Source organism: Georgenia sunbinii (genome assembly GCF_036421875.1).
GTDB classification, from domain to species: domain Bacteria; phylum Actinomycetota; class Actinomycetes; order Actinomycetales; family Actinomycetaceae; genus Georgenia_B; species Georgenia_B sunbinii.
Genome location: NZ_JAZGOL010000004.1, coordinates 139,226 through 162,237 on the forward strand (window position 1 = coordinate 139,226; position 23,012 = coordinate 162,237).

Consider the following 23,012-nt stretch of genomic DNA (forward strand, 5'->3'; position numbering starts at 1 on the left):
AGGCCAGCCGGCCGAGCAGGGCGCCTCAGGCCGGGGTGAGCACCTCCGCCTCGAGCCGGGCGTAGCTGGTCTCCATGCCGTCGGTCATCCCGGTGGCCAGCACGGCGTCGCGGACCTCGGCGTCGGGGTAGGTGATGACGGTCGACAGCAGCGTGCCGTCCTCGACCGGCGTCAGCGTGAGCTCGTTGACCGTCCCGGGGCCGTCCATACCGATCATCTGCTCGGTGGTCACCTCCCGGTGGGGCGGCGCCGACTCGAGGACCTCGCCGGTGAAGCCGAACCGGCCACCGCCGCCGTCCTGCTCCCACTCGAAGCGGTAGCTCTCCCCGACGGCGGTCGCCACCTCGCACACCGGCATCGTCCAGCCGTCGGGCCCGAGCATCCAGCGGCGCACGAGGTCGGGGTCGTGGTGGGCGTCCCACACCCGCTGCACCGAGCCGCGGATGACCCGGCTGATCCGTACCTGGGTGTCGCCCAGGATCTGGCTCTCGACCTCGCGGCCGGCGGCGTAAGAGGTGAGGTCGGCCACGACGTCGTCGATCTGGCTCATCGCCGACCGCGTCCCGTCCTCCATGCCCATCTCGATGAGCTTCTGCAGCTCGTCGAGCGAGTCGAAATACGTGGTGGCGACCAGGCGCGCGCCGTCGCCGGTCTCCTCGAAGGAGTAGACCATCCGCATCGACGGCATCGCGGGGTCCGGGCTGCCATCGGCACCGGCGAAGCCGTCACGCACCTCGAAGGAGCGGCCCGGCTCGACGGCGAGGAACTCCCAGTAGCCGCTCGACCGCTCGCCGTCCGGGCCGGTCATGTAGTAGACGGAGCGGCCGCCCGGGGCCATGTCGTGCCGGGTGAAGGTCGCCGGCCACTCCACCGGCCCCCAGAACTTCTCGATCTGGCGGGGGTCGGCGTAGGCGTCCCACAGCCGGCGGACCGGCACCGAGAAGTCGGCGACGATGGTCATGGTGAGGGCGTCGAGGTCCTTCTCGACGGTGGTGACGGGCATGGCGGGTACCTTTCTGGTCAGTCCTCGGTGAGGAGTGCGTCGAGCCGGTCGATCCGACCGCGCCACATCTGTTCGTACTGCTCCAGCAGCTGTTGCGCCTGCCGGAGCGTCTCGGGGTTCCCACGCACGAGGCGCTCGCGACCGTTCGGTTCTTTCGTCACCAGGCCGGCCCCCTCCAGCACGGCGACGTGCTTCTGCACCGCAGCGAAGGACATGTCGTACGACGCGGCCAGCGCCGAGACCGTCGCCACTCCGGTGAGGGTGCGACGGACGATGTCGCGCCGGGTGGCGTCGGCGAGAGCCCGGAAGATCCGGTCGATCTCGTCGTCACTGAGGGCGGACCGCTGACCAATTCGTGCAACCATTTGGTTGTACGTTATTCCTGACGGCTGCTGGTGTCAAGGGGTTCGTCGAGTGCCTAGGATCGGGCCATGCCCACCCCGCCGCTGTGCGTCTCGCGCGTCCCGATCTTCGCCGGAATCTCACCGTCGGAGCAGGTCGAGGTGCACGCGCTGGCCCGGCCGCGCCGGGTCGCCCGCGGCGAGATCGTCTACCTCGAGGGCGAGCCGGCCGCCAGCCTGATCGTCGTCAACACCGGCCGGCTGCGGCTGACCAAGGCCAACGCCGACGGCGACGAGCAGCTGCTGCGGGTGCTGGAGCCCGGCGACTTCATCGGCGTCGAGTCCTTCCTCACCGGCTCGCACCCGGGCCACACCGCTACCGCGATGGCCGACGCCGTGCTGTGCGAGTTCCGCCACGCCGACCTCGCCGGGCTGCTGGGGACGTACCCGGAGGTCGGCGCCGCGATGCTCGGCTCGCTCGCCGCGCAGCTCTCCCGGACCGAGCAGCGCCTCGCCGCGCAGACCCTCGAGCCGGTCGAGCGGCGGGTGGTGGACTACCTCCTCGATCAGCCCACCCGCCCGCACGACCACGGCCTTCTCGTCGAGCTGCCGCTGACCAAGAAGGACATCGCGTCCTACCTCGGGACCACGCCCGAGTCGCTGTCCCGGTCGCTGCGTGCGCTGACCGACGCTGGCATCATCGAGACGGCGGGCGTCGCCGGGATCGTCGTACGGGACTCCGTCGCGCTGGAGGAGCTGCTGAGCCGATAGTCGGCAGCCGCCAGCGCTCACCAGCCAGGCCGGGTCGCAGCACACCAGGCGGCCAGCGCAAACCGCGTGATTGCAACGGTTCTCGGTCGGTGTCAGTGGGCGCGGCTACGGTGAGAACAGGCCCGAAGGAGGGTCGGCACAGCGCGGGAGGTGATCCAGGCGACCGTCATCGAGGACCGTCGCGCGGACACGCTGGTCACGGCCCAGGACGAGGCAGAGATGGCGTGGCTGGAGGCCATGGGCGACCTCGAGGAGCTGTTCGCCGGTCCCTGCCCCACCCCCGAGGAGCTCGCCGAGCTGCGAGAGCTGGAGATGGCTGCCCTGGGCCCCCAGCGGGTGGACCTGGTGAGCGTCGCCGCCTCGCTGCAGCAGACGCTCGCCGGGGTCGCGCTGGACCCGACCGGCGTCGTGACCGGTCTGACCGAGGCCCAGCACCTCGACGCGGTTCGTGCCCTGGAGGACCTCAAGGCCGCCACCGCCGCCGCCCAAGCGGTGCTCGTCACCAGCTTCGAGCGGGCCCGACGTGACCGAGAGAAGGACGAGGGCGTGCGCGCCGCGCGCCGGGGCAAGGGCGTCAGCGCCGAGATCGCACTCGCCCGGCGCCTGTCCCCCCACAAAGCCGGCCGCGAGCTCGCCCTGGCCAGGAAGATCGTCGCGGGCATGCCCCACACCCTGGCAGCGATGCGCACCGGCGCACTCAGCGAACGACGCGCCGGACTCCTCGCGGCCGAGACCGAGGCAATGGACGCCACCGAGCGGACCACCCTCGACGAGAACGTGTGCACCGACCCGGCACGGTTCGCCACCTGGGGCGACAACCGACTGACCGCCGAGGCCCGGCGCGCGGCCTACGAGCTCTCCCCCGACGCCGCAGCCGAGCGCACCACCAAGGCCGCCAAGGACCGCCGGGTAACACTGCGCCCAGCAGCCCACGGCATGGCCTACCTCAACGCACTACTGCCCGCCGCCCAAGCACTGACCTGCCACTCCACCCTCACCAGGGCCGCCGACTCCGCCATCGCCACCGGCGACCCCCGCGGCCGGGGCCAGCTCATGGCCGACACCCTGATCGGGCACGTCACCGGCCAGCTCGACAGCCCCGCCGTACCAGTCCAGGTCCAGCTCGTGATGACCGACCACGCCCTGCTCAACGCCAGCAACGACCCCGCCGTGCTACCGGGCTACGGCACCGTCCCCGCCCCATGGGCCCGCGACCTCATCGCCCGCGCACTGGCCACCGACCAACCCACCGGCGTCTGGCTCCGACAGCTCTTCACCCACCCCACCACCGGCCAGCTCGTCGCGATGACCTCGCGCGCACGCACCGCACCCGCCGGCCTAGCCACCTTCATCACCCTGCGCGACGGCGCCACCTGCCGCACCGCCTGGTGCGACGCCCCCGTCCGCCACATCGACCACGTCGTACCCCACGCCCGCGGCGGCCCCACCACCGCCCCCAACCTGCAAGGACTCTGCGAACGCTGCAACTACATCAAAGAACTCCCCGGCTGGCAGGCCAGACTCGAAGGCGCCCTCGGCCGCCTCCCCGGCACCGCCCCACCAACACCCAGCCCCATCGGAGCCATCGGAGCCACCGGAGCCACCGGAGCCACCGGAGCCATCGGCACCGGATCCTCAGGCACCTGGCCCGCAGTGATCACCACCACCCCCACCGCCACCAGCTACACCACCCGACCACCACCAACCACCGGCCAGTAAGGCGCCAGGCGCCGCAGGACGACCTGCGGCGCCCCGCTCCCCACCACACATTGGCAGCCCGGTGGCGAAGCCGTCGTGGGGTTGACCCCGCCTGCTGGGCTCGGGCGGGGCCGTCGTCCCACACCAGAACCGACCTGTGACATCCGGCCGCGAGGCCGTCAGTTCGCCGCGCCGACCATCCGCGCCACGGCCCGATCGGCGTCGGCAAAGATGAGGTCGGCGTTGACCTGCGCCGCCACCCGGGCGCCGTCGGCCGCGGCGGCGCCGACCTGCGCGGAGAGGTCCGTGGCGTTGCCGGCGACCCACACGCCGGGCACGGTGGTGCGACCCGTCGGATCGGCGGTGACGTAGGAGCCCATGGGGTGCTCCGTCGGCTCGATCCCGAGGCCCGCGAACGGCTCGATGCGCGCGACCATCCGCGACGCCACCACGACGGCTTCCACCGGGACGACCCGGCCGTCCTCCAGCCGGACACCCCTGAGCTCGTCGCTCTCGACCTCGAGCCGCACGACGTCGCCCTCGATCACCGCGATGCCCAGCGCGTCGAGCTTCAACCGCTCATCCGCACTGATCGCCAGGTCACGGGCGAACAGCCGGACGTCGTCGCTCCACTGCCGGAACAGCAGTGCCTGGTGCACCGACATCGGGCCCGTACCGAGGACGCCGATCGCACGGTCACGCACCTCCCAGCCGTGGCAGTACGGGCAGTGGATCACCTGCTTGCCCCACAGCTCGGCGACGCCGGGGATCTCCGGCAGCTCGTCGAGGAGCCCCGTCGCGATCACCAGGCGCCGCGCACGGATGGTCACGCCGTCGGCGAGGGTGACCGCGAAGCCATCCGCGACGGCGACGGCGTCGACCACCTGGCCCGCGACGATCTCGCCGCCGTAACCGGTGACCTCGTCGCGACCGCGCCGGAGCAGCTCCGCCGGACTGACGCCGTCGAGCCCCAGGAGGGCGTGCACCCCGTCGGCGGGCGCGTTCCGCGGCTGACCGCCGTCGACAACGGTCACCCGGCGCCGCGCCCGTGCCAACGTCAGCGCCGCGCCAAGTCCCGCCGCGCCACCTCCCACGACCACCACGTCCTGCATCGTTCCTGCCGATTCAGTCATCTTGAGCTCCTCCGCGTGCCAGATCATGTACGTCGTCGATGGTGCACGCGGATGCGGCTGATGTGCAAGCACTCTTGCCGAATGGCAAACTAGCTGCATGGACAACGCGATGGACAACGAGAGCAACCGCCTGGACCGCACCCTCGACGCCGTCGGGCCACGACTGAAGCGCCTGCGACAGCGCCGCGAGATCACGCTGACGGACCTCGCGGCACGCACCGGCATCTCCGCGAGCACCCTCTCCCGGCTCGAGGCCGGCCTGCGACGCCCCACCCTCGAGCAGCTGCTGCCGCTCGCCCGGGTCTACGGAGCGACCCTCGACGAGCTGGTCGACGCACCACCCACCGGCGACCCCCGGATCAACCTCCGGCCGGTCACCCTCAAGGGCGGCATGGTGGCACTGCCCCTCACCCGCCGGCCGGGCGGCATCCAGGCGTACAAGTTCATCGTGCCGGCCGGGCGGGACGACCAGGTCCCCGAGCCGCGCACCCACGAGGGGCACGACTGGGTGTACGTCCTCAACGGCACGCTGCGCCTCGTCCTCGGCGAGCACGACCTGCGCCTCGAGCCCGGCGAGGCCGCCGAGTTCGACACCCGCACCCCGCACTGGTTCGGCGCCACCAGCGCCGGACCGGTGGAGTACCTCAGCCTCATCGGCAAGCAGGGCGAGCGAGCACACCTACGAGCCGCGCCGACGGCGGAGGCTTCCCCGGCGGCAGCGGCGGCGACGCCGGAAGACTAGAGACCCTCCGACCACGCGCCGCCGCGAACCCCACCACCGTCACAGCTCCCGCTCGGCGAGCTCCCGGAAGTCGTCCGGCACACCGGCCGCACGGCCGAGCGTCGCCGGCAGGTATCCGACGGCGGAGCGCCCGAACCGGTCACGGATCGCGTCCATCGAGTGGTCCAGCGCCCACCGCGCGGCGCCGGTCTGCGAGCCCGGCCGCCACGGGTCGGGCGGTGGCAGCGGCAGCTCGAGCTGAATCGCCTCCTGGGCCGTCAAGTTGGACACCGAGATGCCCAGCAGGGTCACCTCGACCGGGCCGTCCGGCTCATCGTCGAGCGCCTGCCACACCAGCCGCTCGGAAACCTCGGTGAGCGTGAGAGTCGAGGAGATCGGCGCCGCCAGCGTGTGGGAACGGGTGACGGCGCGCATGGCGAGGAACCGCACCCGAACGGTGACGGTGCGCCCCGCCCGCTCCTTGGCCCGCAGCCGGCCCGCCACCCGCTCGGCGAGATGGCTGAGAACCTCGCGCACCAGCTCGGGCGTCGCCACCCGGCGGCCGGTCGCCGACTGCGCGCCGACCGAGCTGGCCCGGGCCGACGCCGTCACTCGACGTGCGTCCTCGTTGTTCGCGCGGCTGTGGAGCGTGCCGCCAGTGGCCCGGCCCAGCATCCGCTCCACCGTCGACCTGTCAGTCTCCGCGAGGTCGCCGATGGTGTGGATGCCGCGGTCGGCAAGACGCTGCTTGGTCACCGGCCCCACGCCCCAGATGAGACCGACCGACAACGGTGCGAGGAAGCTCCGCTCGTCGGCCGGCTCGACGACGACCAGACCGTCCGGCTTGGCGACCTGCGAGGCGATCTTGGCCAGGTGCTTGGTACGCGCCGCGCCCACCGAGATGGGCAGCCCGACCTCGTCGCGCACCCGGCTGCGGATGAGTGCGGCGATGGTCGCCGGCGGGCCGAACAGGTGCGTGGAGCCGGCGACGTCGAGGAACGCCTCGTCGATGGAGACCCGCTGCACCAGCGGCGTCATGTCGCCCAGGATCGCCATGACGTCGTCGGCGAGCGGCTGGTAGCGCGCGAAGTTCCCGGGGACGAACGTCAGGCCGGGGCACAGCTGCGCCGCACGCCACCCCGCCATGCCCCCGGCAACGCCGTGCGCCTTGGCCTCGTAGGAGGCGGCGAGGACCACTCCCCCACGAGCGCTGCCGCCGACAGCGATCGGCCGCCCACGAAGGGCAGGCTCGAGGAGCTGCTCGACCGAGGCGTAGAACGCGTCGAGGTCGGCGTGGAGGATGGTCGGTCCGGTGGACACAGCCGAAGCATACTCGAACGCGCGTTCGACAGCATCGCTGGCAGGCCAAGGCAATCCCGAGGCCTTCGCCCCGACGTCAGCCGGTCACTCCTCGACGGCGGCGACCGCCTCGATCTCGACGAGCTGATCGTCGTAGCCGAGCACGGTCACCCCCATGAGGGTGCTCGGCACATCGTGCTCGCCAAAAGCATCACGTACGACCTCCCACGCGGCCACCAGGTCCGCTTGCTGCGAGGACGCGACGAGCACGCGGGTGCTGATCACGTCCGTGATCGAGGCGCCGGCATCGTCGAGAGCCGCGCGCAGGTTGGCCACCGCCTGGGCTGCTTGGCCGGCGTAGTCGCCAACGGCGACCGTCCGCCCGTCGGCGTCCAGCGGGCACGAGCCGGCCAGGAAGACGAACCGAGTACCTGCTGGCGCGGTGGCGGCGTACGCGTACTCCGCGACGTCGGAGAGGGTGCGGGACCGGATGAGCTCGACAAGAGATGGCATGGGCCCGGCTCAGTTGAGCGCGTCAGTTGAGCGCGCGCGTCGACGACGGGATCACGCCGTCGGCGTACAGGCTCTGCGCCACGTCCTGGAGTGCGGTGAGAGCGACGCGCTGGGTGGTCGGCCCGTAGGAGATGCGGGCGACACCGAGCGCTTCGTACTCCTCGGCGGTGAGCGCGCCGGGCAGCCCGATCACGCTGACCTTGCGCTCCCCGATACCCTCCACCAGCTGCCGGGTGACGTCGGCGTCGAGCACCCCGGGCACAAAGACGATGTCGGCACCCGCCGCGAGGTACGCCCGGCCGCGCTCGATCGCGTCGGCGATCGAGTCCGCAACCGGCCGGTCGCCCGCGCGGACGAACGCGTCGGTCCGCGCGTTCAGAGCGAACGGCACTCCCTCGGCCGCACCCGCGGCAACGATCGCCTCGACCCGCGCCGCCGCCTCGGCGACCGGACGCAGCCGGTCCTCGACGTTCGCGCCGACGATACCCACGCCGATCGCCCGGCGGGTGGTCTCGCCGGCATCCTCGTAGCCGTCGTCGAGGTCGGCGGACACCGGCACCTCGCCGGCGGCGTCGACGATGCGCCCGACCATGTCGAGCGTGAGGTCGAACGGGATGGTGCCGTCCGGGTACCCGAAGGTGGCGGCGATCGAGTGCCCCGCCGTGGCCAGGGCCCTGGTCTCGGGCAGCGCGAGGATCGCCTTCGCAGACACCACGTCCCACACGTTCACCACCCGGAGGATCTCGGGCTCCGCGTGCAGCGCGGAGAGGGTGCGCGCCCGACCGGCCCGCGACGTCGTGTGCTCGTTCGTTACCTGGGATGTCATGACGTCAGGCTACGGGGTGGTGGGGGACGGGGACAGTGCCCTCAAGCCTGATCGATCCATCCGCCGACGGCGCGATCCGCTCAGGCCACCCCGCGCGCCTGCGCGTTGGCGAGCGCGTCGACGATGTCGTTGAACTCGTCCCCGGAGTGGCCGCGGACCCACTCGAACTCGGTGCGGCCGCGGCGCGACTGCAGGGCGGCGTCGAGGCGCTTGACCAGCTCGAGGTTCTCCGGCGGGTTCCCGTCGCCCTTCTTCCAGCCGCGACGCTTCCAGCCGGGCAGCCACTTGGTGGCCATGTCGATGACGTACTTGGCGTCGGCGCGGATGAGGATGTCGCCGTCCGGACCGGCGTAGTCGAGGGCCTCGATGACGGCGCTCATCTCGCCGATGTTGTTGGTGCCGTGGTCGAAGCGCCCCGCGCCGGTCTGCCGGGTGCGCTGGTCGACCCACGCCCAGCCGGTGGGGCCAGGGTTGCGGATGGCCGACCCGTCGGTGGCGATGATCTTGTCGAACGCCGAGTAGTCGCGGGCGGGCGGGGCGGGCGGCAGCTGCGCGCCGCCGAGCAGCGCGAGCACCTCGGTGGTGCGCCACGTGTAGAACGTCTCCCCGGTGCGCATCTTCGCGGGCTTCGCCAGATCCCGCTCGAGCGCCTGCGCGGTAGCGGCGGCGCCGTCCTTGAGACCGAGCCTGGTCAGCTCGGTGCCGACCTGCCGGGCGGTCATGCCGAGCTGCTTGCCCAGGACGGTCTGGGTCGACCATGCGGCCACGGGGTGCTCCTTGCGTCGTGAGTCGTGTCTGCCACCGTCCTACGCCGAAGACGGCCCCGCGAGCAGGCACCACGCCGGGGCGGCGGCGGGAAGTGGCCGAGGCCACCCCGGGCTCGGCCGGGCAGGGCTATCGCGGCGCTGCGGTAGCCGTTCCGGTCTGGTCGTCGTGGTCGCCCCGCACCCACGCGATGTGCCGTTGCGCGGAGCGCGCGACGGCGTCGCGGGCGCCGGTCTCAATGGTGTTGGCGAAGTTGCCGACGATCCGGTCGAACTCGAGCTCGGCCAGCCGGTCGGCGATGCGGCGGACGACCGCTGCGGAGAGCGGGATCTTGTTCGGGTAGCTGCGCATGAACCCCACCGAGGTGCGGTCCGGGTTCGGGAAGACGGTGTCACCGCTGAGGACGACGCCGCGTCCGCCGGCCCCGTCGCGCCAGTGCGCGATCGCGCTGCCGGCGAAGTGGCCACCGATCCGATGGATGCTCAGCCCGGGAGCGACCGTCCGGGAGTCGCCGAACAGCTCGATGCGCTCCGACCGGCGCCCGAGCCACTGCTCGTCCGCCTGGCAGACGAGCACCGGCGCGTCGAGCGCCTCACCCCATGACAGCTGGGCGCCGAACATGTGCGGATGGCTGGCCGCCACCCCGAGCACCGGGCCACGGGCGCGGACCCGCGCGACCGTCTCGTCGTCGAGGTAGCCCGGCGGGTCCCACAGCAGCGAGCCGGTCGGGGTGGTGACCAGCTGGGCGGTCTGACCGATCCCGACGGACGGCTCGGTGCTGATCGCGGCACGTCCCGGCTCCGGGTCGGACCACCGCAGCCGCTGGCCGGCGGCGCGCAGCGTGGCGAGGTCGGTCCACCGCTGCCCCTCGGCGGGCACCCACTGCCGCTCGTCGGCGCAGATCGGACACACCTCGGGGGTGGGCTCGTCGTACTCGACGGCGCACGTGGCACAGCTGACGGACATCGGTCCACCGGCCAATCCTGCGGGTCTCAGTAGCTCGCGCCGCCGATCGCGAGCAGTCCACCGATGACGACGAAGAACAGGATGATCTGGCCGATACCGAACACGAGGGCGATCCAGCCGAGCACCTTGCCCGCCGTCGCAGGCTTGTTCATCTTCTCTGCCTTGCTGGCCTGCCAGATCGCTAGCGGGCCAAAAACCAGCCCGAAGAAGAACAGCCCGATGATGCCGAAGATGAGGCTCAGCTGCGCGGTCTTCTCGGCGACCATCGACTCGGTGGAGTACGTCGTGTGCGCCGGCGGGCCGTGGTAGACCGGCGGGCCGCTGTACTGCGGCTGATCCTGGGGGAACTGGGACATGGAGGGGTAGTCGCCTTCGTCGTCGGGGCCGATCCATTCCGATCAGCACGACCTTATCGGTCGAGCCGCACTACCGTGATGGAACCGGCGATGCCCTCAGCCGCCGGGAACGGTGTCGGCGGCGGCGTAGTTGGGCGTCAGTGCCGTGAGTCGGCAGCGCCAGCGGCCGTCGCGCCGGACGAAGACGTCCGTGGTCCACTCGTCGACGCTGAACGGCTCGCCCCGCCACTGCCCTCGGTTGGTGCCGTGCGAGACGACGACGGCGAGCGTCCCCTCGCGCCGCACCGAGAGCACCTCGAAGGCCATCTGCGAGTGGGTGAGGCTGCCGTCGCGTACGACGGCGAGGAAGCCGTCGCTCGGCGCGGGGCCGCTGTCGGGACCGATGATCTCCCAGTCCGGCTCGGCGAACTGCTCGATGCGGTCGGCGTCGTCCGCCACGATGGCGTCCGCCCAGTCGTCGAGCAGTGCCTGGAACTCGCGGCGGTCGGGGTCGTCGGTCGGGTGCCTGGCTGTCATGGCTGCCTCGCCGTCGTCAACGTGGTGTGGTGGGTCAGCGGCGTTGGCGTCCCGTCCGAGCCTGCCTCGTACTCCTCCAGCGGCACGCGCCCGTCGCTCCAGGCGTCGAGCACCGGCTCGACGATCCGCCAGCACTCCTCCGCGACGTCGCCGCGTACCGACAGCAACGGGTCCGCCTCGAGGACGCCGGCCAGCACTTCCCCGTAGGCGGGCAGCTCGCCGGCGCCGAAGCCGGTCGAGAGCGTCACCCGGTCGAGCGCCCACGGGTCGTCGGAACCGTTGATGTCGATATCGAGGTCGAGGCACTCGGGACCCAGGCCGATCCGCAGCCGTGTCGGCTGCGACGTGCCGGTGAGCCCGACCGGCAGGTGGGGCACCGGCTTGAAGGTGATGAGCGCCTCCTTCCGGGTGGGCGTGATGCCCTTGGCCGACCGGAGGGTGAAGGGCACGCCCTTCCACCGCCAGTTGTCGATGAAGAACGTCACCTCGGCCAGCGTCTCGGTCTGCCGCGCCGGGTCCACCCCGGGCTCCTCGACGTACGCCGGCAGCTGGCGCCCCTCGACCGCGCCCGCCCCGTAGCGGGCGCGCCGGCTGTACCTCTCCGGTTCACCCGCCCGGGTGGCACGCAGCACCTGGGCGATCCGGTCGCGGACGTCGCGCTCTCCCAGGGTGCTCGGCGGGCCCATGGTGATCAGTGCCAGCACCTGCAGCAGGTGGCTCTGGATCATGTCCCGCAGCGCGCCGGAGCTGTCGTAGTACCGGGCGCGCCCTTCGAGCGCACGGCTCTCGTCGTAGACGATGTCCACCCGCTCGACGTGCGCGGCGTTCCACACCGGTTCGAAGATCCGGTTCGCGAAGCGGAACCCGAGGATGTTCAGCACCGTGCTCTTGCCCAGGAAATGGTCCACCCGGTGAACGTGGTCCTCCGGGACCAGCCGCCCGACGACGTCGTTCAGCCGGCGCGCCGACTCCTGGTCGGTCCCGAACGGCTTCTCGATGATCAGGCGGGTGCCGGCGGGCACGCCGATCTCCTCGAGCGCGTGGCAGGCGCGCTCGGTGACCGCCGGCGGCAGCGCGAAATAGATCCCCAGCGGAGCCTCGCACTCGCGCAGGACGCGACGAAGATCCTCGGCGCGGGTGACATCGGCCTGCCGGTAGACGGACTCGCGCTCGAGGCGCCGCAGCGTGGCCGCACCGGGTTCCTGCTCGAGCGGCGTGAACCGTTCCCACGGTGGCATCTCGATGCTCGGCTCGACCGCGAAGACCTCGCGCAACCTCGCGCGCCACCGCTCGTCGTCCCAGTCCTCCACACCGGCGCCCACCAGGCGCAGGTCCGGGCTCCGCCCGGTGGCCAGCAGCCGCCCCAGACCAGGCAGCAGCAACCGACCAGCAAGATCGCCGCTGCCGCCCAGGACGAGCAGCGTGCGGGTCTCCTCACCGGACCTCTGGGGCACCTCGGTCATGATCTTCCTTCCGACGACGGGTCGCTGGGGCAGCGGTCCCACGCGCACCATCATCCACGGCGACGTCAACTCCTACCCGTCCGGCGTGAGCCGCCCCGCCCGGCGCCGGTTCGTCCGGTGCCTCGACGTCGTGTCGTAGTGTCGCGGCATGGCTCGTGCTGCTGAGCGCCGTCCGACCCGGGCCGAGCTCCAGGCCGCGGCCGACCGCACGCTGCCCGACGTCGTGGGGCCGGGCATGCGGGTGCTGTTCTGCGGCATCAACCCGGGTCTCTACTCCGCGTGGACCGGCTACCACTTCGCCCGACCGGGCAACCGGTTCTGGCCCGCGCTGCACCGGTCCGGGTTCACCCCCCGCCAGCTGGCACCGGCGGAGCAGGAGGAGCTGCTCGGATTCGGGCTGGGCGTGACGAACGTCGTCGCGCGGGCGTCGGCGACGGCGGCCGAGCTGTCCACCGACGAGCTGCGCGCCGGTGGGCAGCGGCTGGCCGCCACCGTGGACCAGTGGCGGCCACCGTGGTTGGCGGTGCTCGGGGTGACCGCGTTCCGCACGGCGTTCGACCGTCCCGGGGCGACGTACGGCGAGCAGGACCTCCGGCTCGGTGCGACGCGGGTGTGGGTGCTGCCCAACCCGAGCGGCCTCAACGCCCACTTCACCCCGGAGAAGCTGGCAGCGGTCTTCGCCCAGCTGCGGCGCCAGGTCGACGAGCGCGCCGGCTGACGCGAGCCCTCGGCGCAGGCGGCCGCGCACCTCAGTCGCTAACGTCAAGCCATGAGCCGCGGCCACGTCTTCGTCGTCCACGCGAGGATCGGACACCTGGACTGCGACGCCATCGTCGTCCCGACGGATCGCTACTTCACGGTCGAGCCGCCGTGGCACGCCGCCCTGGGCAGCGAGCAGCTGTCCAGCTCGGCGATCGACGAGCTCACGCCGCGCAACTGGCCCACGCAGCGGTACGGCCGGGCGAGCGGGCAGACCACGCAGCCCACCTGGTTCGTCGATGTCGCTCGCTACGGCGGCGAGCCGGCCGACGAGCTGAGCGACGTCATGGCACGCCTCCGCGCCACGCTGACCGACATCGCGTCCGCCGGCGTGGCCAACGCCTCGGGGCGGGTCAAGCCGCTCGTGGCGATCCCGACCCTCGGCACCGGGCTGGGCGGCTTCGACGCCGTTCGCGGCGCGGTCATCGAGACCCAGCTCGAGACCTGCCAGCAGGCGGTCGACCGGCTCGATGTCGACGTCGTCATCGTCGCCGCCCAACCGGCCGACTACACCGCCTTCCAGCGAGCCCGGCGAGCCGGGAAGCAGCACTTCGACCTCTCGCCGGACCTGGTGAGCCGCGCCGAAGAGCTCGCGACACGTGCCGTCAGCGGCGAGCTCGCGCTGTTCGTCGGCGCCGGAGTGAGCATGGGGGCCGGACTCCCGTCGTGGACCGAGCTGCTCGAGCAGCTCGCGTCGCAGGCCGGGGTGGAGCTGGCGGGACTGGAGACCAGCCTCGACAAGGCCGAGCTTCTCCGCAGGAAGCTCGGGGACGAGTTCGGCCAGGCGGTGGTGCAGGCCGTCACCGGCTCGGACCGCTACGCGATCGCCCACTCGATGTTGGCCACGCTCGGCTGCACCGAGGTCATCACCACCAACTACGACACGCTCTACGAGAAGGCCTCGGCAGACGTCGCCAACGAGACGCTGCCCGTCCTGCCGTACGGCGAGACCCTCCCGGGGCAGCCCTGGCTGCTGAAGATGCACGGCGACGTCAGCCGTCAGGACGCCATCGTGCTCACCCGCAGCGACTACGTCCGGTACGACTCCCGGTCACGCCCGCTTGGCTCGGTCGTCCAGGCCCTGATGATGACCAAGCACCTGCTCGTGGTCGGTGCCTCGCTGACCGATGACAACTTCCTGCGGCTGGCCCATGAAGTCATGGAGTTCTACCGGAGCTCGCAGGACGCCGGCGCCGTCCGTCGACCGCTGGGAACCGTGATCGACATGTCGCTCAACCGGGCGAAGGAACTGCTGTGGGAAGGCACCTTCGACTACGTCGCGACCTCCACCCAGCCCGACACCGCCAACCAGGCTCGCGATCTCGCGATCTTCCTGGACCTGCTGGCGGCACTCGCCGCGCCGAACGCCCACCTGCTCGACGAACGGTACGCCTATCTCCTCGACAGCCAGCGCGAGCACGACGCGGTCGACGCCGCTCGTCGCCTCCGAGCCCAGATCAGCGAGCTGGGCAGCGAGTGGGGAACGCTGATCCACGCGCTCGACCGCCTCGGCCCTCCTTCGTAACCGGGCCGATCGAGGGCCACGGCTCGCTGCTCGGGACGCAGCTCGGCAGGTGGTGCTCACAGCCGCGGCGGACCCTGCTGGATCCGGGCGAGCAGGTTCTCCGGCCGGGACGCGGCGCCCTCCCACCGCGACTCGATCCACCAGGTCGCCCCGGCCGAAGCGAGCTCGCGGACGTGGGCGGTGCCGTCGTCGTCGTCGGGCAGCACACCCTCGACGACGATGTCGAAACCGGCGCCGCCGTCCGGCCGGCGCTCGGCCGCCCAGCCGCGGATCTCGGCGACCATCTCCGGCGTCACCCGGTGCTCCCGGCCCGCGAGCGGGACGGGCAGCACGCCGTCCCACCGCACCGCGCGGTTCATCGACCGAGGCGCCGGCCACGCACCCACCACCCAGATCGGGACGCGTGGCCGTTGCACGGGCCGGGGTCGGAAAACCAGGTCCGAGACCCGGTGGTGGGTGCCGGTATAGCTGAACGGCTCACCCCGCCAGGCGAGGTCGAGGATCGCCAGCGAGTCGTCCAGCAGCTCGGCGCGGGTGCGGCGGTCGGTGGTGGCGCCCGAGACGCGGCTGAACCCGCCGTCGTCCACCGCGCCGAGCCCCACCGGAATCACCAGCCGCCCGCCAGAGAGGTGGTCCACCGTGATCGCCTCCCGGGCGACCTGCCACGGCTGCCGGCGCGGCAGGGCGAAGACCATCGCGCCCAGCCTGATCCGGGAGGTTCGGACGGCGATCGCGCCGAGCAGCGCCCACGGGTCGAAGGTGTCGGTCGGCCCGATGCTGATGCCGTCCCAGGTGAAGAAGCCGTCCCAGCCGGCGTCCTCGGCGGCAACCGCCATCGCCACGACCTGCTCGGCGGACGCGAAGGTCCCGACGACTCCGAACTTCATCCACCGACGCTACCGCCGCAGCGCGATGGCGAACAGGCCTGGCGCCGAACCGGTGGAGCACCGAGGCGCCGGGGGCTGGTGGGTATTTCCACCCACACGGGCGCCGGGGAAACATGGGCAGCACGCCCGACGCGGCGCTCCCCCGCGCGAACCTAACGTCGTCGACATGGACATCACCGAGATCGAGACGGTCATCATCGGCGCCGGCCAGGCGGGCCTGGCGACCGGTTACCACCTGCAGCGCAGGGGCCAGCCGTTCGTCATCCTCGACGCCAGCTCCCGGGTCGGCGACAACTGGCGCCGGCAGTGGGACCCCCTCGCGCTCTACTCGCCCGCCCAGTACGACAGCCTGCCGGGCCTGCCGCTGCCCGCCGAGAAGTGGACGTACCCGGGCAAGGACCAGGTCGGTGACTACCTGGAGAGCTACGCCCGTCACTTTCAGCTACCGGTGGCACTCGAGGCCCGGGTCCGGACGCTCGAGCGGCACGGGGAGAAGTACGTCGTCACCACCGACCAGGGGCGCTACCGCTGCGACAACGTCGTGGTCGCCACCGGCACCTTCGGCCGCACGCCGCACGTGCCGGCGGTCGCGGAGAAGCTCGACCCGTCGATCCTGCAGCTGCACTCCAGCGAGTACCGCCGACCCGGCCAGCTGCAGGACGGCCCGGTGCTCGTGGTCGGGGCCAGCCACTCCGGGACCGACATCGCGTTCGAGGTCGCCCAGACCCACCCGACGATCCTCGCCGGTCGCGACTGCGGGCAGATCCCGCCGCGGCTCGACTCCCGCGCGATGCACGTGATCTTCCCGGTGCTGATCTTCGCGTGGCGCCACGTCCTCACCCGTCGCACCCCCATCGGGCGGCGCATGATGCCGCACATCCGCTTCCACGGCGGCCCGGCGCTGCGGGTCAAGCGGGCCGACCTTGCATCCCGCGGGGTCGAGCGCGTCACCTCTCGGATCGAAAAGGTCCGCGGCGGGCTCCCGGTGGTCGACGGGAAACCCCGCGACGTGGCGAACGTAATCTGGGCGACCGGCTTCCGGCAGGACTTCGACTGGATCGGGCTGCCGATCCGCGACGAGGACGGCTATCCCCGGGAGCTGCGCGGCGTGGTCGACGGCGCCCCCGGGCTGTACTTCTGCGGGCTCAGCTTCCAGTACGCGTTCAGCTCGATGCTCGTCACCGGGGCCGGTCGCGACGGCGACTACGTCGCCGGCCGGATCGTCGCCCGACAGCACCGCGCGAGAACCGCCGTGGCTGCCTGACGCGCCGTAAACTCGCTGGTGGAGGTTCCCGCGATGAGCGTCAGCGAGCTCGGGCAGGCACGTACCGCCTTCGGACGCGGTGACTGGCAGGTCGCGTTCGACGGTTGGGCCGCAGCGGACCCGGGCGCGCTCGCCGCCGTCGATCTGGCGGACCTCGCCACCGCAGCCGAGCTGCTCGGCCACCACGACGACGCCGTGGTGGCGCTGCAGCAGGCCTTCGGCCGGTGGCAGGAGGAGGACCGGGAGCGGGCGGTGAGATGCGCCTTCCGGCTGGCGATGACGACGGCCACCCACGGCGAGCCGGCGATGGCCGCCGGTTGGACCGCCCGCGCGGAGCAGCTGGTCGCCGGCAGCGACGGCGCCGCCCGCGGCTGGGTCGCCTTCCTGCGGATGTTCCGCGCCCTGGGCGCCGGCGCGTACGACGTCGCCGCGGCCGCCGCGGACGAGGCCGTCGCCGTCGGACGCCGTCACCACGACACCGACCTCATCACCATGGGGGTGTGCTCCCAGGGGCGGTTGGCGATCTACGCCGGCCGGATCAGCGCCGGGCTGGCGCTGCTCGACGAGGCGATGGTCCGGGTCATCGCCGGCGAGGCGTCACCGATCATCGCCGGCCACGTCTACTGCACCGCGATCGAGGGCTGCCAGGAGATCAGCGACTTCGGCCGGGTGGCGGAGTGGACCTCGGCCCTCGAGCGCTGGTGCGCAGCGCAGCCGGGACTGCTCATCTTCACCGGCCAGTGCGCCGTCCACCGCGGCCAGCTGATGCGGATCCGCGGCGAGTGGTCGGCCGCGCTGGACGAGTTCGCGCGGGCCGCCGAGCGCTACCGGCAGGTCGGCGCGCCCGACGCCATCGGGCAGGCCGCCTACGAGGCCGGCGACGTCCACCGGCTGCGCGGCGACTGGCAGCAGGCCGACGCCGCCTACCAGGTCGCCGCCGACCACGGCTACGACCCGCAGCCCGGCCTCGCACTGCTGTGGCTGGCGCGCGGCCAGACCGACGCGGCACGGCAGGCGCTGGACCGGTTGCTGGCCGAGGGCGGCGGCCCGGTCCAGCGCTGCCGGCTGCTGCCGGCCGACGTCGAGGTCCTTCTCGCCACCGGTGACGTCGAGCGGGCACGGCAAGCGGCCGATGAGCTGACCGCGCTGGCCGCGACGTTCGGCTGCCTCTCCGTCGACGCGATGGCCGCCCACGCGTCCGGCGCCGTCGAGCTGGCCGCCGGCGACGCCCTGGGCGCGCTCCCCTACCTGCGCAAGGCGCACCAGCTGTGGACGAGGGCCGAGTCCCCCTACGAGTGCGCCCGGGTGCAGGTGCTCCTCGGGCTCGCGATGGCCACCGTGGGCGACGTCGGCTCCTCCCGGCGCGAGCTCGAGGCGGCCCAGGGCACCTTCCGGCGGCTCGGCGCGCGTCCCGCCGCGGACACCGCGGCCCAGCACCTGGCACCACCGGCGCTGCCGGCCGGGCTCACCGCCCGGGAGGTCGAGGTGCTCCGGCTGGTCGCCGCCGGGCGCAGCAACGCGCAGATCGCGACCAGCCTGGTGCTCAGCGAGAAGACCGTTGCCAGGCACCTGTCCAACATCTTCGGCAAGCTCGACGTCGGCTCCCGGACCGCCGCCACGGCGTTCGCCTTCACCCACGGACTGGTGTGACTTGCCGGCAAGACGGACCAGCACGATGCCCCGCTACGGCACGATGACCGCGCGACCGCGCAACGTGCCCGCGTGGAGCTTCTCGTAGGCCCGCGGCGCGTCGTCGAGGGAGAAGACCTCGGTCTCCACCGACACCGCACCCGTGCGAGCCAGCTCGAGCACCTCGAACAGCTCGTGGCGGTAGCCCCAGTACGGTGCGCTGACCGCGGACTCGAAGGGCCGGTCGAGGAAGCCGACCGGCAGCGTCCCGCTCCCGACGCCGACCATCACCTGGCGGCCGCCGACGGCGATCATCTTGCTGCCGAGCTCCATCGTCGGCTGGACGCCGACGAAGTCGAACACCGCCTGGGCGCCACGGCCGCCGGTGAGTCGCTTGACCTCCTCGACCGCGTCGTCGTTCGACAGGAACGCGTGGTGGGCGCCGACCTCCCGTGCCAGCGCCAACTTGTCCTCGTTGACGTCCAGCGCCACCACGGTGGCCGACGTCATCGCCCGCAGGATCTGGATCCCGACGTGCCCGAGGCCGCCGGCACCGATCGCGACCGCGGTGGATCCGGGCACCAGCGCCGGCAGCGCGGTCATGATGGCGTGGTAGGGCGTGAGGCCGGCGTCGGTCAGTGAGACGCTGGCGACCGGGTCGAGGTCGCCCAGCGGCACCAGGTGGCGGGCGCTGTCGACGATCATGTACTCCGCCATCGCGCCCGGCGAGCCGAGCCCGGGCGGGGCGATACCGAGCTCGCCGGCCCGGGGGCAGTAGTTCTCCTTGCCCTGGGCGCACAGGTAGCAGTGGCCGCAGCCCCACGGTCCGTAGACCGCCACCGACTCACCGAGGCTCACGCCGGTGACTCCGGCGCCGAGCTTGTCGACGACGCCGGCTCCCTCGTGGCCCAGGGTGAGCGGAAGCCCGTAGATGTACTGCTCCTGCGGCAGGCTCATGACGAACTCGTCGGAGTGGCAGACACCGGCCGCGCTGACCTTGAGCCGCACCTGCCCCGGTCCCGGATCGGGCGTCTCGATCTCGACGACCTCGGGTCCTGCGCCGATAGTGCGGTATTGCAGTGCTTTCATGGTTCGGTCCTCTCTGGGCGGTGCGTTCGGGCAGCTCGAGCATGTCAGCCCCGTCGGCCGGTTGCCTGGGCACGACGTCCCGCGTGGTCTCGACCATCGTCGTCCCCGCGGAGAAGATCGGCGCCGGCACAGTGGCGATCTCAGTCGCCGCCATGGACGATGATCGGCAGGTGGAGTGTTCAGGCATCGGCAGAGAGGGATCAGACCTATGAGGATCGTGATCGGGGCGCCGGCCAACGGTGCGACGTTGAAGGATGAGCTGAAGGCGCAGCTCGCGGCCGACGACCGCGTGAGTACGGTCGTCGACCTTTCGCGTGTGGACATCACCTACCCGCAGGTGTCCTTCCTGGCGGCGCAGGCCGTCCTCGATGGGAGGGCCGATCGCGCCATCCTGGTGTGCGGGACCGGCATCGGCACCGCGATCGCGGCGAGCAAGGTCAAGGGCGTGCGAGCGGCGACGGCTCATGATCTCCTGACCGTCCGCGGTTCGGTGGAGAACTACGACGCACAGGTCCTGTGCATGGGGCAGAACATCATCGCCCCGGTAGCGGCCAAGGCCCTGGTCGATGTGTGGCTGGACCTACGCCACGATCCGGAAAGCAGCTACGGGCCGAAGCTCGAGGAGATCGTCGCTTTCGAGGCGACTGACTGAGCGGATCTTGTCTCGGCCCGCCGCCACGCGGGGATTCCGCTTGCAGGTCTAGACAGGGGCATCGCGCCGGGTTCAGTTCAGTGGCCCGCCGCCGAGGCCGTGCCCTTCCCGCCCTGCTCCGGCTGCGGCTTGGGACCGTCGAAGTGGTGGAAGATCGTCCAGTACAGGACTCCGATCATCACCCCGCCGCCGACGATGTTGCCCAGGGTGACGGGCAGCAGGTTGTCGACGAGGAACGCATCCCAGGTGAGCGCGGCGAAGTCGCTCTGCACCAGGCCTGCGTCGATCCAGAAGTCGCCGCCGGCGGTGTAGTTGATGAGCAGTCCGAGGGGGATCATGAACATGTTGGCCACTGAGTGCTCGAAACCGGCGGCGACGAACAGCGCGATCGGCATGGTGACCGCGAGGATCTTGTCCGTCGTCGTGCGTCCGGAGTAGGCGGCCCAGATCGCCAGGCACACCATGAGGTTGCACAGGATCCCGAGCACGAAGGCCTCGAGGAACGGGTGGCTCACCTTGCCGAGCGAGCTGTTGAGGACGACGGCGCCCCAGCCGCCGTCGGCGCCACGCCAGGTCCCGCCGAAGAAGACCAGGGCCACGATCGTCAGCGCGCCGATGAAGTTGGCGACGTAGACCACGCCCCAGTTCTTCAACAGCTGGCCCCAGCTGATCCGGCCGCTCGCCCGGGCCGTGAGGGTCAGGGTCGAGGAGGTGAACAGCTCCGCCCCGGTGAGCACCACAAGGACGAGCCCGGTGGCGAAGACGACGCCACCGAGCACCCGGGCCACGCCCCACGGCATGTCCGCCGCACCGACCTGGCTGGTGACGAAGAAGACGAAGCCCAGCGCGATGTACCCGCCGGCGGTCAGGCCGAGCAGGAACGACTTCAGCGGCCGGCCGGTGGCCTTGGCGTATGCGCCGTCCTCCGCCGCCTGGGCCATCTGGGCAGGAGTGAGAATCGAGTCCGGCATGGGTCTCCTGTCGTGCTCAGGTCGTGTCGTGCGCGAGCGGGTCCACTCAGCGGAGCCGGTAGTCGCCGGCGGCCCGCAGCACTTCCTCGATCAGTGCCCGGTCGAGGGTGATCTCGTCCTTGTGCTTGATGTGGATGCGCGACTGTCCACCGGGAACGATCTCGGTAGCCACGCCTCCGAGCCCGCCCATGTGGTAGAGCCGGTCCTTGACGATGCGTGCGTCGTCGGCGGTGTCCATGCCGATGATCACGAAGGTGGTGTTCTGTATGTTCGGCATCGCGAGCTCCTCAGATCCGGCCGTTGAAGGCCTGCATGGCACTGTCCTCGCGGGTGCCGCCTCGTCCGTCGCCGTACTCGGCGTAGTCCTCGATCCACTCGATCGACTTCACCCACTTGACCATCTTGTACCCGTGGTTGGACTCCACGCGCAGCCGGGCCGGCGCTCCGAGGTGGATGTCGAGCGGCTTGCCGTTGCGCTCGTAGGCCAGGATCGTGTCCTCCTCCTCGATCATCTGCATGTCCAGCACGGCGTAGAAGGGCTCGCGGGGACGGTGGTCGACCATCTCCTGGGCGAGGCCGTGGGAGGTGACCATGACGTAGTTCGCGCCCTCCGGTCGCGGACCGAGGACCTCCAGGAGGTCCCGCAACCGGACGCCGGCCCACTTCGAGGTGGCCGACCAGCCCTGCATGCAGGTGTGGACGGCGATGTACTCGGCCTTGGGAAGCTTGCGCAGGTCGTCCAGGCCGAGCTCCACCGAGCGCCCGCTGAGCTTGTCGCCTATCGCGAGGCTCCAGCCGTCCCAGTTGTTGTCGCGATGCTCGAGCCACTCGGGCGACTCGTCCTCGGTGGGCGGCAGGCCGTTGGTCCAGTGGAACTCCGAGATGTCCTTCTCGGTGTAGGCGTTCTGCCGGCTCATGCGCGGCTTCATCCAGCCGAAGGCGATCTTGCGGACCGGTTCGGTGGCGCCCACGAGGAAGCGGTGGGCCCGCGGGCGGTTGGCCAGTGAGAGGTAGCTGAGCGCGATCCAGAACGCGAAGACGACGGCGATCGTGAGGATTGCGACGGCGAACGCCTGGGCGTAGCGGGAGGTGTCGTCGACGCCGAAGACCATGTGCGGCAGGTTGTACTCGGGGTGGACGAGGAACACCAGACCCACGTGCATGAAGATGAACAGCGTCATGAACACCATGGCGATGAAGTGCAGCGACCGCGCTCCCTGGTGGCCGCCGAAGAACTTGACGTAGCGCGGGAAACGAGAGCGCACGGCCGGCGCCATCGCGATGCCGGTGAACATCATGAACGGCGCGAGGATGAAGATGACGAACGTGTAGCCGAGCATCTGCAGCGCGTCGTAGGGCTGGAAGTGCTCGATCCCGGGCGCCTCGAAACTGAGGTAGACATTGAGCGACTCCCATGCCTCAGGGAACACGTCCCACGACGTCGGGATGATGCGTCGCCACAGCCCGGTACCGAACAGCAGCGCGATGTACACCGCGCCGTTGAGGAGCCAGAGGCTCGCGCTCAGCCCGTGCCAGTGACGCCCCAGGCCGATGTTCTTCTTGCCCGGGAGGGTCAAGAGGGGGCTGGCGGACCGCTCGTCCATGAGCGAGGTGTAGACACCCTCCTCCTTGGGCAGCTCACGCCGGGTGAACTTCAGCCACTCCTTGCCCGGGGCACTGTCGTTGCTCCACCACAGCCGCGGCAGCGACGCCAGGATCTCCCAGCCACTGCGCAGCAGCATGCCGATGAGGACGAAGTTCAGCAAGTGTGTGGCGCGAAGCCACAGCGGAAAATCAGAATCCATCGGGGTGGGTGCCTCCGGTCGGCGTCAACTGTCGAAGTCAGTGCTCTGGCTCACCCTAGC

At 71.3% G+C, this 23,012-nt stretch carries 25 protein-coding genes; 9 read left to right on the forward strand and 16 right to left on the reverse strand.

All coding sequences use genetic code 11. The features are described 5' to 3' along the window. Window positions 1-25: 25 nt before the first annotated feature. Window positions 26-1,003: an SRPBCC family protein gene (locus tag V2J52_RS11700; protein ID WP_331227893.1), complete on the reverse strand. Its 978-nt coding sequence runs from the start codon at window positions 1,001-1,003 to the stop codon at window positions 26-28. A 17-nt stretch (window positions 1,004-1,020) separates the two neighbouring features. Further along, window positions 1,021-1,368, reverse strand: a complete 348-nt coding sequence (locus tag V2J52_RS11705) for an ArsR/SmtB family transcription factor (protein WP_331227894.1) — start codon at window positions 1,366-1,368, stop codon at window positions 1,021-1,023. Between the two features lie 66 nt (window positions 1,369-1,434). On the opposite strand from V2J52_RS11705, the gene V2J52_RS11710 reads away from it, so the two are divergent. Next, a complete protein-coding gene (locus V2J52_RS11710) occupies window positions 1,435-2,115 on the forward strand; it encodes a Crp/Fnr family transcriptional regulator (protein WP_331227895.1) in 681 nt (226 codons plus the stop codon). A gap of 150 nt (window positions 2,116-2,265) precedes the next feature. Next, a complete protein-coding gene (locus V2J52_RS11715; protein ID WP_331227896.1) occupies window positions 2,266-3,834 on the forward strand; it encodes an HNH endonuclease in 1,569 nt (522 codons plus the stop codon). A 158-nt stretch (window positions 3,835-3,992) separates the two neighbouring features. On the opposite strand, the gene V2J52_RS11720 is transcribed toward V2J52_RS11715, so the two are convergent. After that, complete coding sequence (locus tag V2J52_RS11720) at window positions 3,993-4,946, reverse strand: NAD(P)/FAD-dependent oxidoreductase (RefSeq protein ID WP_331227897.1); 954 nt, start codon at window positions 4,944-4,946, stop codon at window positions 3,993-3,995. A gap of 97 nt (window positions 4,947-5,043) precedes the next feature. On the opposite strand from V2J52_RS11720, the gene V2J52_RS11725 reads away from it, so the two are divergent. After that, the gene (locus V2J52_RS11725) at window positions 5,044-5,688 is read left to right on the forward strand and encodes a helix-turn-helix domain-containing protein (RefSeq protein WP_331227898.1); all 645 of its coding nucleotides are present in this window, start codon (window positions 5,044-5,046) and stop codon (window positions 5,686-5,688) included. A 39-nt stretch (window positions 5,689-5,727) separates the two neighbouring features. On the opposite strand, the gene dinB is transcribed toward V2J52_RS11725, so the two are convergent. The 8 genes from dinB to V2J52_RS11765 form a co-directional block, all read right to left on the reverse strand. Beyond that, entirely contained in the window at window positions 5,728-6,987 is a 1,260-nt protein-coding gene (gene dinB, locus V2J52_RS11730) for a DNA polymerase IV (protein ID WP_331227899.1), read from the reverse strand. An 84-nt stretch (window positions 6,988-7,071) separates the two neighbouring features. Then, window positions 7,072-7,479, reverse strand: coding sequence for a RidA family protein (locus V2J52_RS11735; RefSeq protein ID WP_331227900.1), 408 nt, complete (start codon window positions 7,477-7,479; stop codon window positions 7,072-7,074). Between the two features lie 22 nt (window positions 7,480-7,501). Further along, complete coding sequence (locus tag V2J52_RS11740) at window positions 7,502-8,305, reverse strand: isocitrate lyase/PEP mutase family protein (protein WP_331227901.1); 804 nt, start codon at window positions 8,303-8,305, stop codon at window positions 7,502-7,504. An 80-nt stretch (window positions 8,306-8,385) separates the two neighbouring features. Further along, window positions 8,386-9,072, reverse strand: a complete 687-nt coding sequence (locus tag V2J52_RS11745; RefSeq protein ID WP_331227902.1) for a ribonuclease H family protein — start codon at window positions 9,070-9,072, stop codon at window positions 8,386-8,388. A gap of 127 nt (window positions 9,073-9,199) precedes the next feature. Continuing rightward, entirely contained in the window at window positions 9,200-10,036 is an 837-nt protein-coding gene (locus V2J52_RS11750) for an MBL fold metallo-hydrolase (protein WP_331227903.1), read from the reverse strand. A gap of 26 nt (window positions 10,037-10,062) precedes the next feature. Beyond that, window positions 10,063-10,392 (reverse strand): hypothetical protein, encoded by a 330-nt coding sequence (locus V2J52_RS11755; protein WP_331227904.1) that lies wholly within the window; start codon window positions 10,390-10,392, stop codon window positions 10,063-10,065. A gap of 96 nt (window positions 10,393-10,488) precedes the next feature. Further along, the gene (locus V2J52_RS11760; protein ID WP_331227905.1) at window positions 10,489-10,908 is read right to left on the reverse strand and encodes a nuclear transport factor 2 family protein; all 420 of its coding nucleotides are present in this window, start codon (window positions 10,906-10,908) and stop codon (window positions 10,489-10,491) included. Then, window positions 10,905-12,371, reverse strand: a complete 1,467-nt coding sequence (locus V2J52_RS11765) for a glucose-6-phosphate dehydrogenase (protein WP_331227906.1) — start codon at window positions 12,369-12,371, stop codon at window positions 10,905-10,907. Before V2J52_RS11765 ends, V2J52_RS11760 begins: the two co-directional genes overlap by 4 nt. On the opposite strand from V2J52_RS11765, the gene V2J52_RS11770 reads away from it, so the two are divergent. The 3 genes from V2J52_RS11770 to V2J52_RS11780 are packed head-to-tail and all read left to right on the forward strand — an operon-like array spanning window position 12,370 to window position 14,655. Beyond that, window positions 12,370-12,510, forward strand: coding sequence for a hypothetical protein (locus V2J52_RS11770; RefSeq protein ID WP_331227907.1), 141 nt, complete (start codon window positions 12,370-12,372; stop codon window positions 12,508-12,510). The genes V2J52_RS11765 and V2J52_RS11770 overlap by 2 nt on opposite strands. 9 nt (window positions 12,511-12,519) lie before the next feature. Then, entirely contained in the window at window positions 12,520-13,089 is a 570-nt protein-coding gene (mug, locus tag V2J52_RS11775; RefSeq protein ID WP_331227908.1) for a G/U mismatch-specific DNA glycosylase, read from the forward strand. Window positions 13,090-13,140: 51 nt separating this feature from the next. Continuing rightward, window positions 13,141-14,655 carry an SIR2 family protein gene (locus tag V2J52_RS11780; RefSeq protein WP_331227909.1) on the forward strand — a complete coding sequence of 505 codons (1,515 nt, stop codon included), beginning with the start codon at window positions 13,141-13,143 and terminating at the stop codon, window positions 14,653-14,655. A 56-nt stretch (window positions 14,656-14,711) separates the two neighbouring features. Here V2J52_RS11780 and V2J52_RS11785 read toward each other — a convergent pair whose 3' ends face one another. Continuing rightward, window positions 14,712-15,542: an LLM class flavin-dependent oxidoreductase gene (locus V2J52_RS11785; protein ID WP_331227910.1), complete on the reverse strand. Its 831-nt coding sequence runs from the start codon at window positions 15,540-15,542 to the stop codon at window positions 14,712-14,714. Window positions 15,543-15,708: 166 nt separating this feature from the next. On the opposite strand from V2J52_RS11785, the gene V2J52_RS11790 reads away from it, so the two are divergent. Continuing rightward, the gene (locus V2J52_RS11790; RefSeq protein ID WP_331227911.1) at window positions 15,709-16,806 is read left to right on the forward strand and encodes a flavin-containing monooxygenase; all 1,098 of its coding nucleotides are present in this window, start codon (window positions 15,709-15,711) and stop codon (window positions 16,804-16,806) included. A gap of 33 nt (window positions 16,807-16,839) precedes the next feature. Then, entirely contained in the window at window positions 16,840-18,456 is a 1,617-nt protein-coding gene (locus tag V2J52_RS11795; protein ID WP_331227912.1) for a LuxR C-terminal-related transcriptional regulator, read from the forward strand. A gap of 33 nt (window positions 18,457-18,489) precedes the next feature. Here V2J52_RS11795 and V2J52_RS11800 read toward each other — a convergent pair whose 3' ends face one another. Next, on the reverse strand, window positions 18,490-19,524 hold the full coding sequence (locus V2J52_RS11800) for an NAD(P)-dependent alcohol dehydrogenase (RefSeq protein WP_331227913.1): 1,035 nt from the start codon (window positions 19,522-19,524) through the stop codon (window positions 18,490-18,492). Window positions 19,525-19,732: 208 nt separating this feature from the next. On the opposite strand from V2J52_RS11800, the gene V2J52_RS11805 reads away from it, so the two are divergent. Continuing rightward, window positions 19,733-20,176 carry an RpiB/LacA/LacB family sugar-phosphate isomerase gene (locus tag V2J52_RS11805; protein WP_331227914.1) on the forward strand — a complete coding sequence of 148 codons (444 nt, stop codon included), beginning with the start codon at window positions 19,733-19,735 and terminating at the stop codon, window positions 20,174-20,176. Window positions 20,177-20,253: 77 nt separating this feature from the next. Here V2J52_RS11805 and focA read toward each other — a convergent pair whose 3' ends face one another. Genes focA through V2J52_RS11820 form a run of 3 tightly spaced genes read right to left on the reverse strand, consistent with a single transcriptional unit; the run spans window position 20,254 to window position 22,952 of the window. Further along, complete coding sequence (gene focA, locus V2J52_RS11810; protein ID WP_331227915.1) at window positions 20,254-21,147, reverse strand: formate transporter FocA; 894 nt, start codon at window positions 21,145-21,147, stop codon at window positions 20,254-20,256. 46 nt (window positions 21,148-21,193) lie between these two features. Beyond that, window positions 21,194-21,424 carry a hypothetical protein gene (locus tag V2J52_RS11815; protein WP_331227916.1) on the reverse strand — a complete coding sequence of 77 codons (231 nt, stop codon included), beginning with the start codon at window positions 21,422-21,424 and terminating at the stop codon, window positions 21,194-21,196. Between the two features lie 10 nt (window positions 21,425-21,434). After that, a complete protein-coding gene (locus V2J52_RS11820; RefSeq protein ID WP_331227917.1) occupies window positions 21,435-22,952 on the reverse strand; it encodes a molybdopterin-dependent oxidoreductase in 1,518 nt (505 codons plus the stop codon). Window positions 22,953-23,012 lie beyond the last annotated feature (60 nt).

Coding starts and splice junctions, on each gene's coding strand:
- V2J52_RS11700 (WP_331227893.1), bottom strand. CDS start 1,003: ATGCCCGTCACCACCGTCGAGAAGGACCTCGACGCCCTCACCATGACC.
- V2J52_RS11705 (WP_331227894.1), bottom strand. CDS start 1,368: ATGGTTGCACGAATTGGTCAGCGGTCCGCCCTCAGTGACGACGAGATC.
- V2J52_RS11710 (WP_331227895.1), top strand. CDS start 1,435: ATGCCCACCCCGCCGCTGTGCGTCTCGCGCGTCCCGATCTTCGCCGGA.
- V2J52_RS11720 (WP_331227897.1), bottom strand. CDS start 4,946: ATGACTGAATCGGCAGGAACGATGCAGGACGTGGTGGTCGTGGGAGGT.
- V2J52_RS11725 (WP_331227898.1), top strand. CDS start 5,044: ATGGACAACGCGATGGACAACGAGAGCAACCGCCTGGACCGCACCCTC.
- V2J52_RS11735 (WP_331227900.1), bottom strand. CDS start 7,479: ATGCCATCTCTTGTCGAGCTCATCCGGTCCCGCACCCTCTCCGACGTC.
- V2J52_RS11740 (WP_331227901.1), bottom strand. CDS start 8,305: ATGACATCCCAGGTAACGAACGAGCACACGACGTCGCGGGCCGGTCGG.
- V2J52_RS11750 (WP_331227903.1), bottom strand. CDS start 10,036: ATGTCCGTCAGCTGTGCCACGTGCGCCGTCGAGTACGACGAGCCCACC.
- V2J52_RS11755 (WP_331227904.1), bottom strand. CDS start 10,392: ATGTCCCAGTTCCCCCAGGATCAGCCGCAGTACAGCGGCCCGCCGGTC.
- V2J52_RS11760 (WP_331227905.1), bottom strand. CDS start 10,908: ATGACAGCCAGGCACCCGACCGACGACCCCGACCGCCGCGAGTTCCAG.
- V2J52_RS11770 (WP_331227907.1), top strand. CDS start 12,370: ATGATCTTCCTTCCGACGACGGGTCGCTGGGGCAGCGGTCCCACGCGC.
- V2J52_RS11765 (WP_331227906.1), bottom strand. CDS start 12,371: ATGACCGAGGTGCCCCAGAGGTCCGGTGAGGAGACCCGCACGCTGCTC.
- mug (WP_331227908.1), top strand. CDS start 12,520: ATGGCTCGTGCTGCTGAGCGCCGTCCGACCCGGGCCGAGCTCCAGGCC.
- V2J52_RS11780 (WP_331227909.1), top strand. CDS start 13,141: ATGAGCCGCGGCCACGTCTTCGTCGTCCACGCGAGGATCGGACACCTG.
- V2J52_RS11785 (WP_331227910.1), bottom strand. CDS start 15,542: ATGAAGTTCGGAGTCGTCGGGACCTTCGCGTCCGCCGAGCAGGTCGTG.
- V2J52_RS11790 (WP_331227911.1), top strand. CDS start 15,709: ATGGACATCACCGAGATCGAGACGGTCATCATCGGCGCCGGCCAGGCG.
- V2J52_RS11795 (WP_331227912.1), top strand. CDS start 16,840: ATGAGCGTCAGCGAGCTCGGGCAGGCACGTACCGCCTTCGGACGCGGT.
- V2J52_RS11800 (WP_331227913.1), bottom strand. CDS start 19,524: ATGAAAGCACTGCAATACCGCACTATCGGCGCAGGACCCGAGGTCGTC.
- V2J52_RS11805 (WP_331227914.1), top strand. CDS start 19,733: ATGAGGATCGTGATCGGGGCGCCGGCCAACGGTGCGACGTTGAAGGAT.
- focA (WP_331227915.1), bottom strand. CDS start 21,147: ATGCCGGACTCGATTCTCACTCCTGCCCAGATGGCCCAGGCGGCGGAG.
- V2J52_RS11815 (WP_331227916.1), bottom strand. CDS start 21,424: ATGCCGAACATACAGAACACCACCTTCGTGATCATCGGCATGGACACC.
- V2J52_RS11820 (WP_331227917.1), bottom strand. CDS start 22,952: ATGGATTCTGATTTTCCGCTGTGGCTTCGCGCCACACACTTGCTGAAC.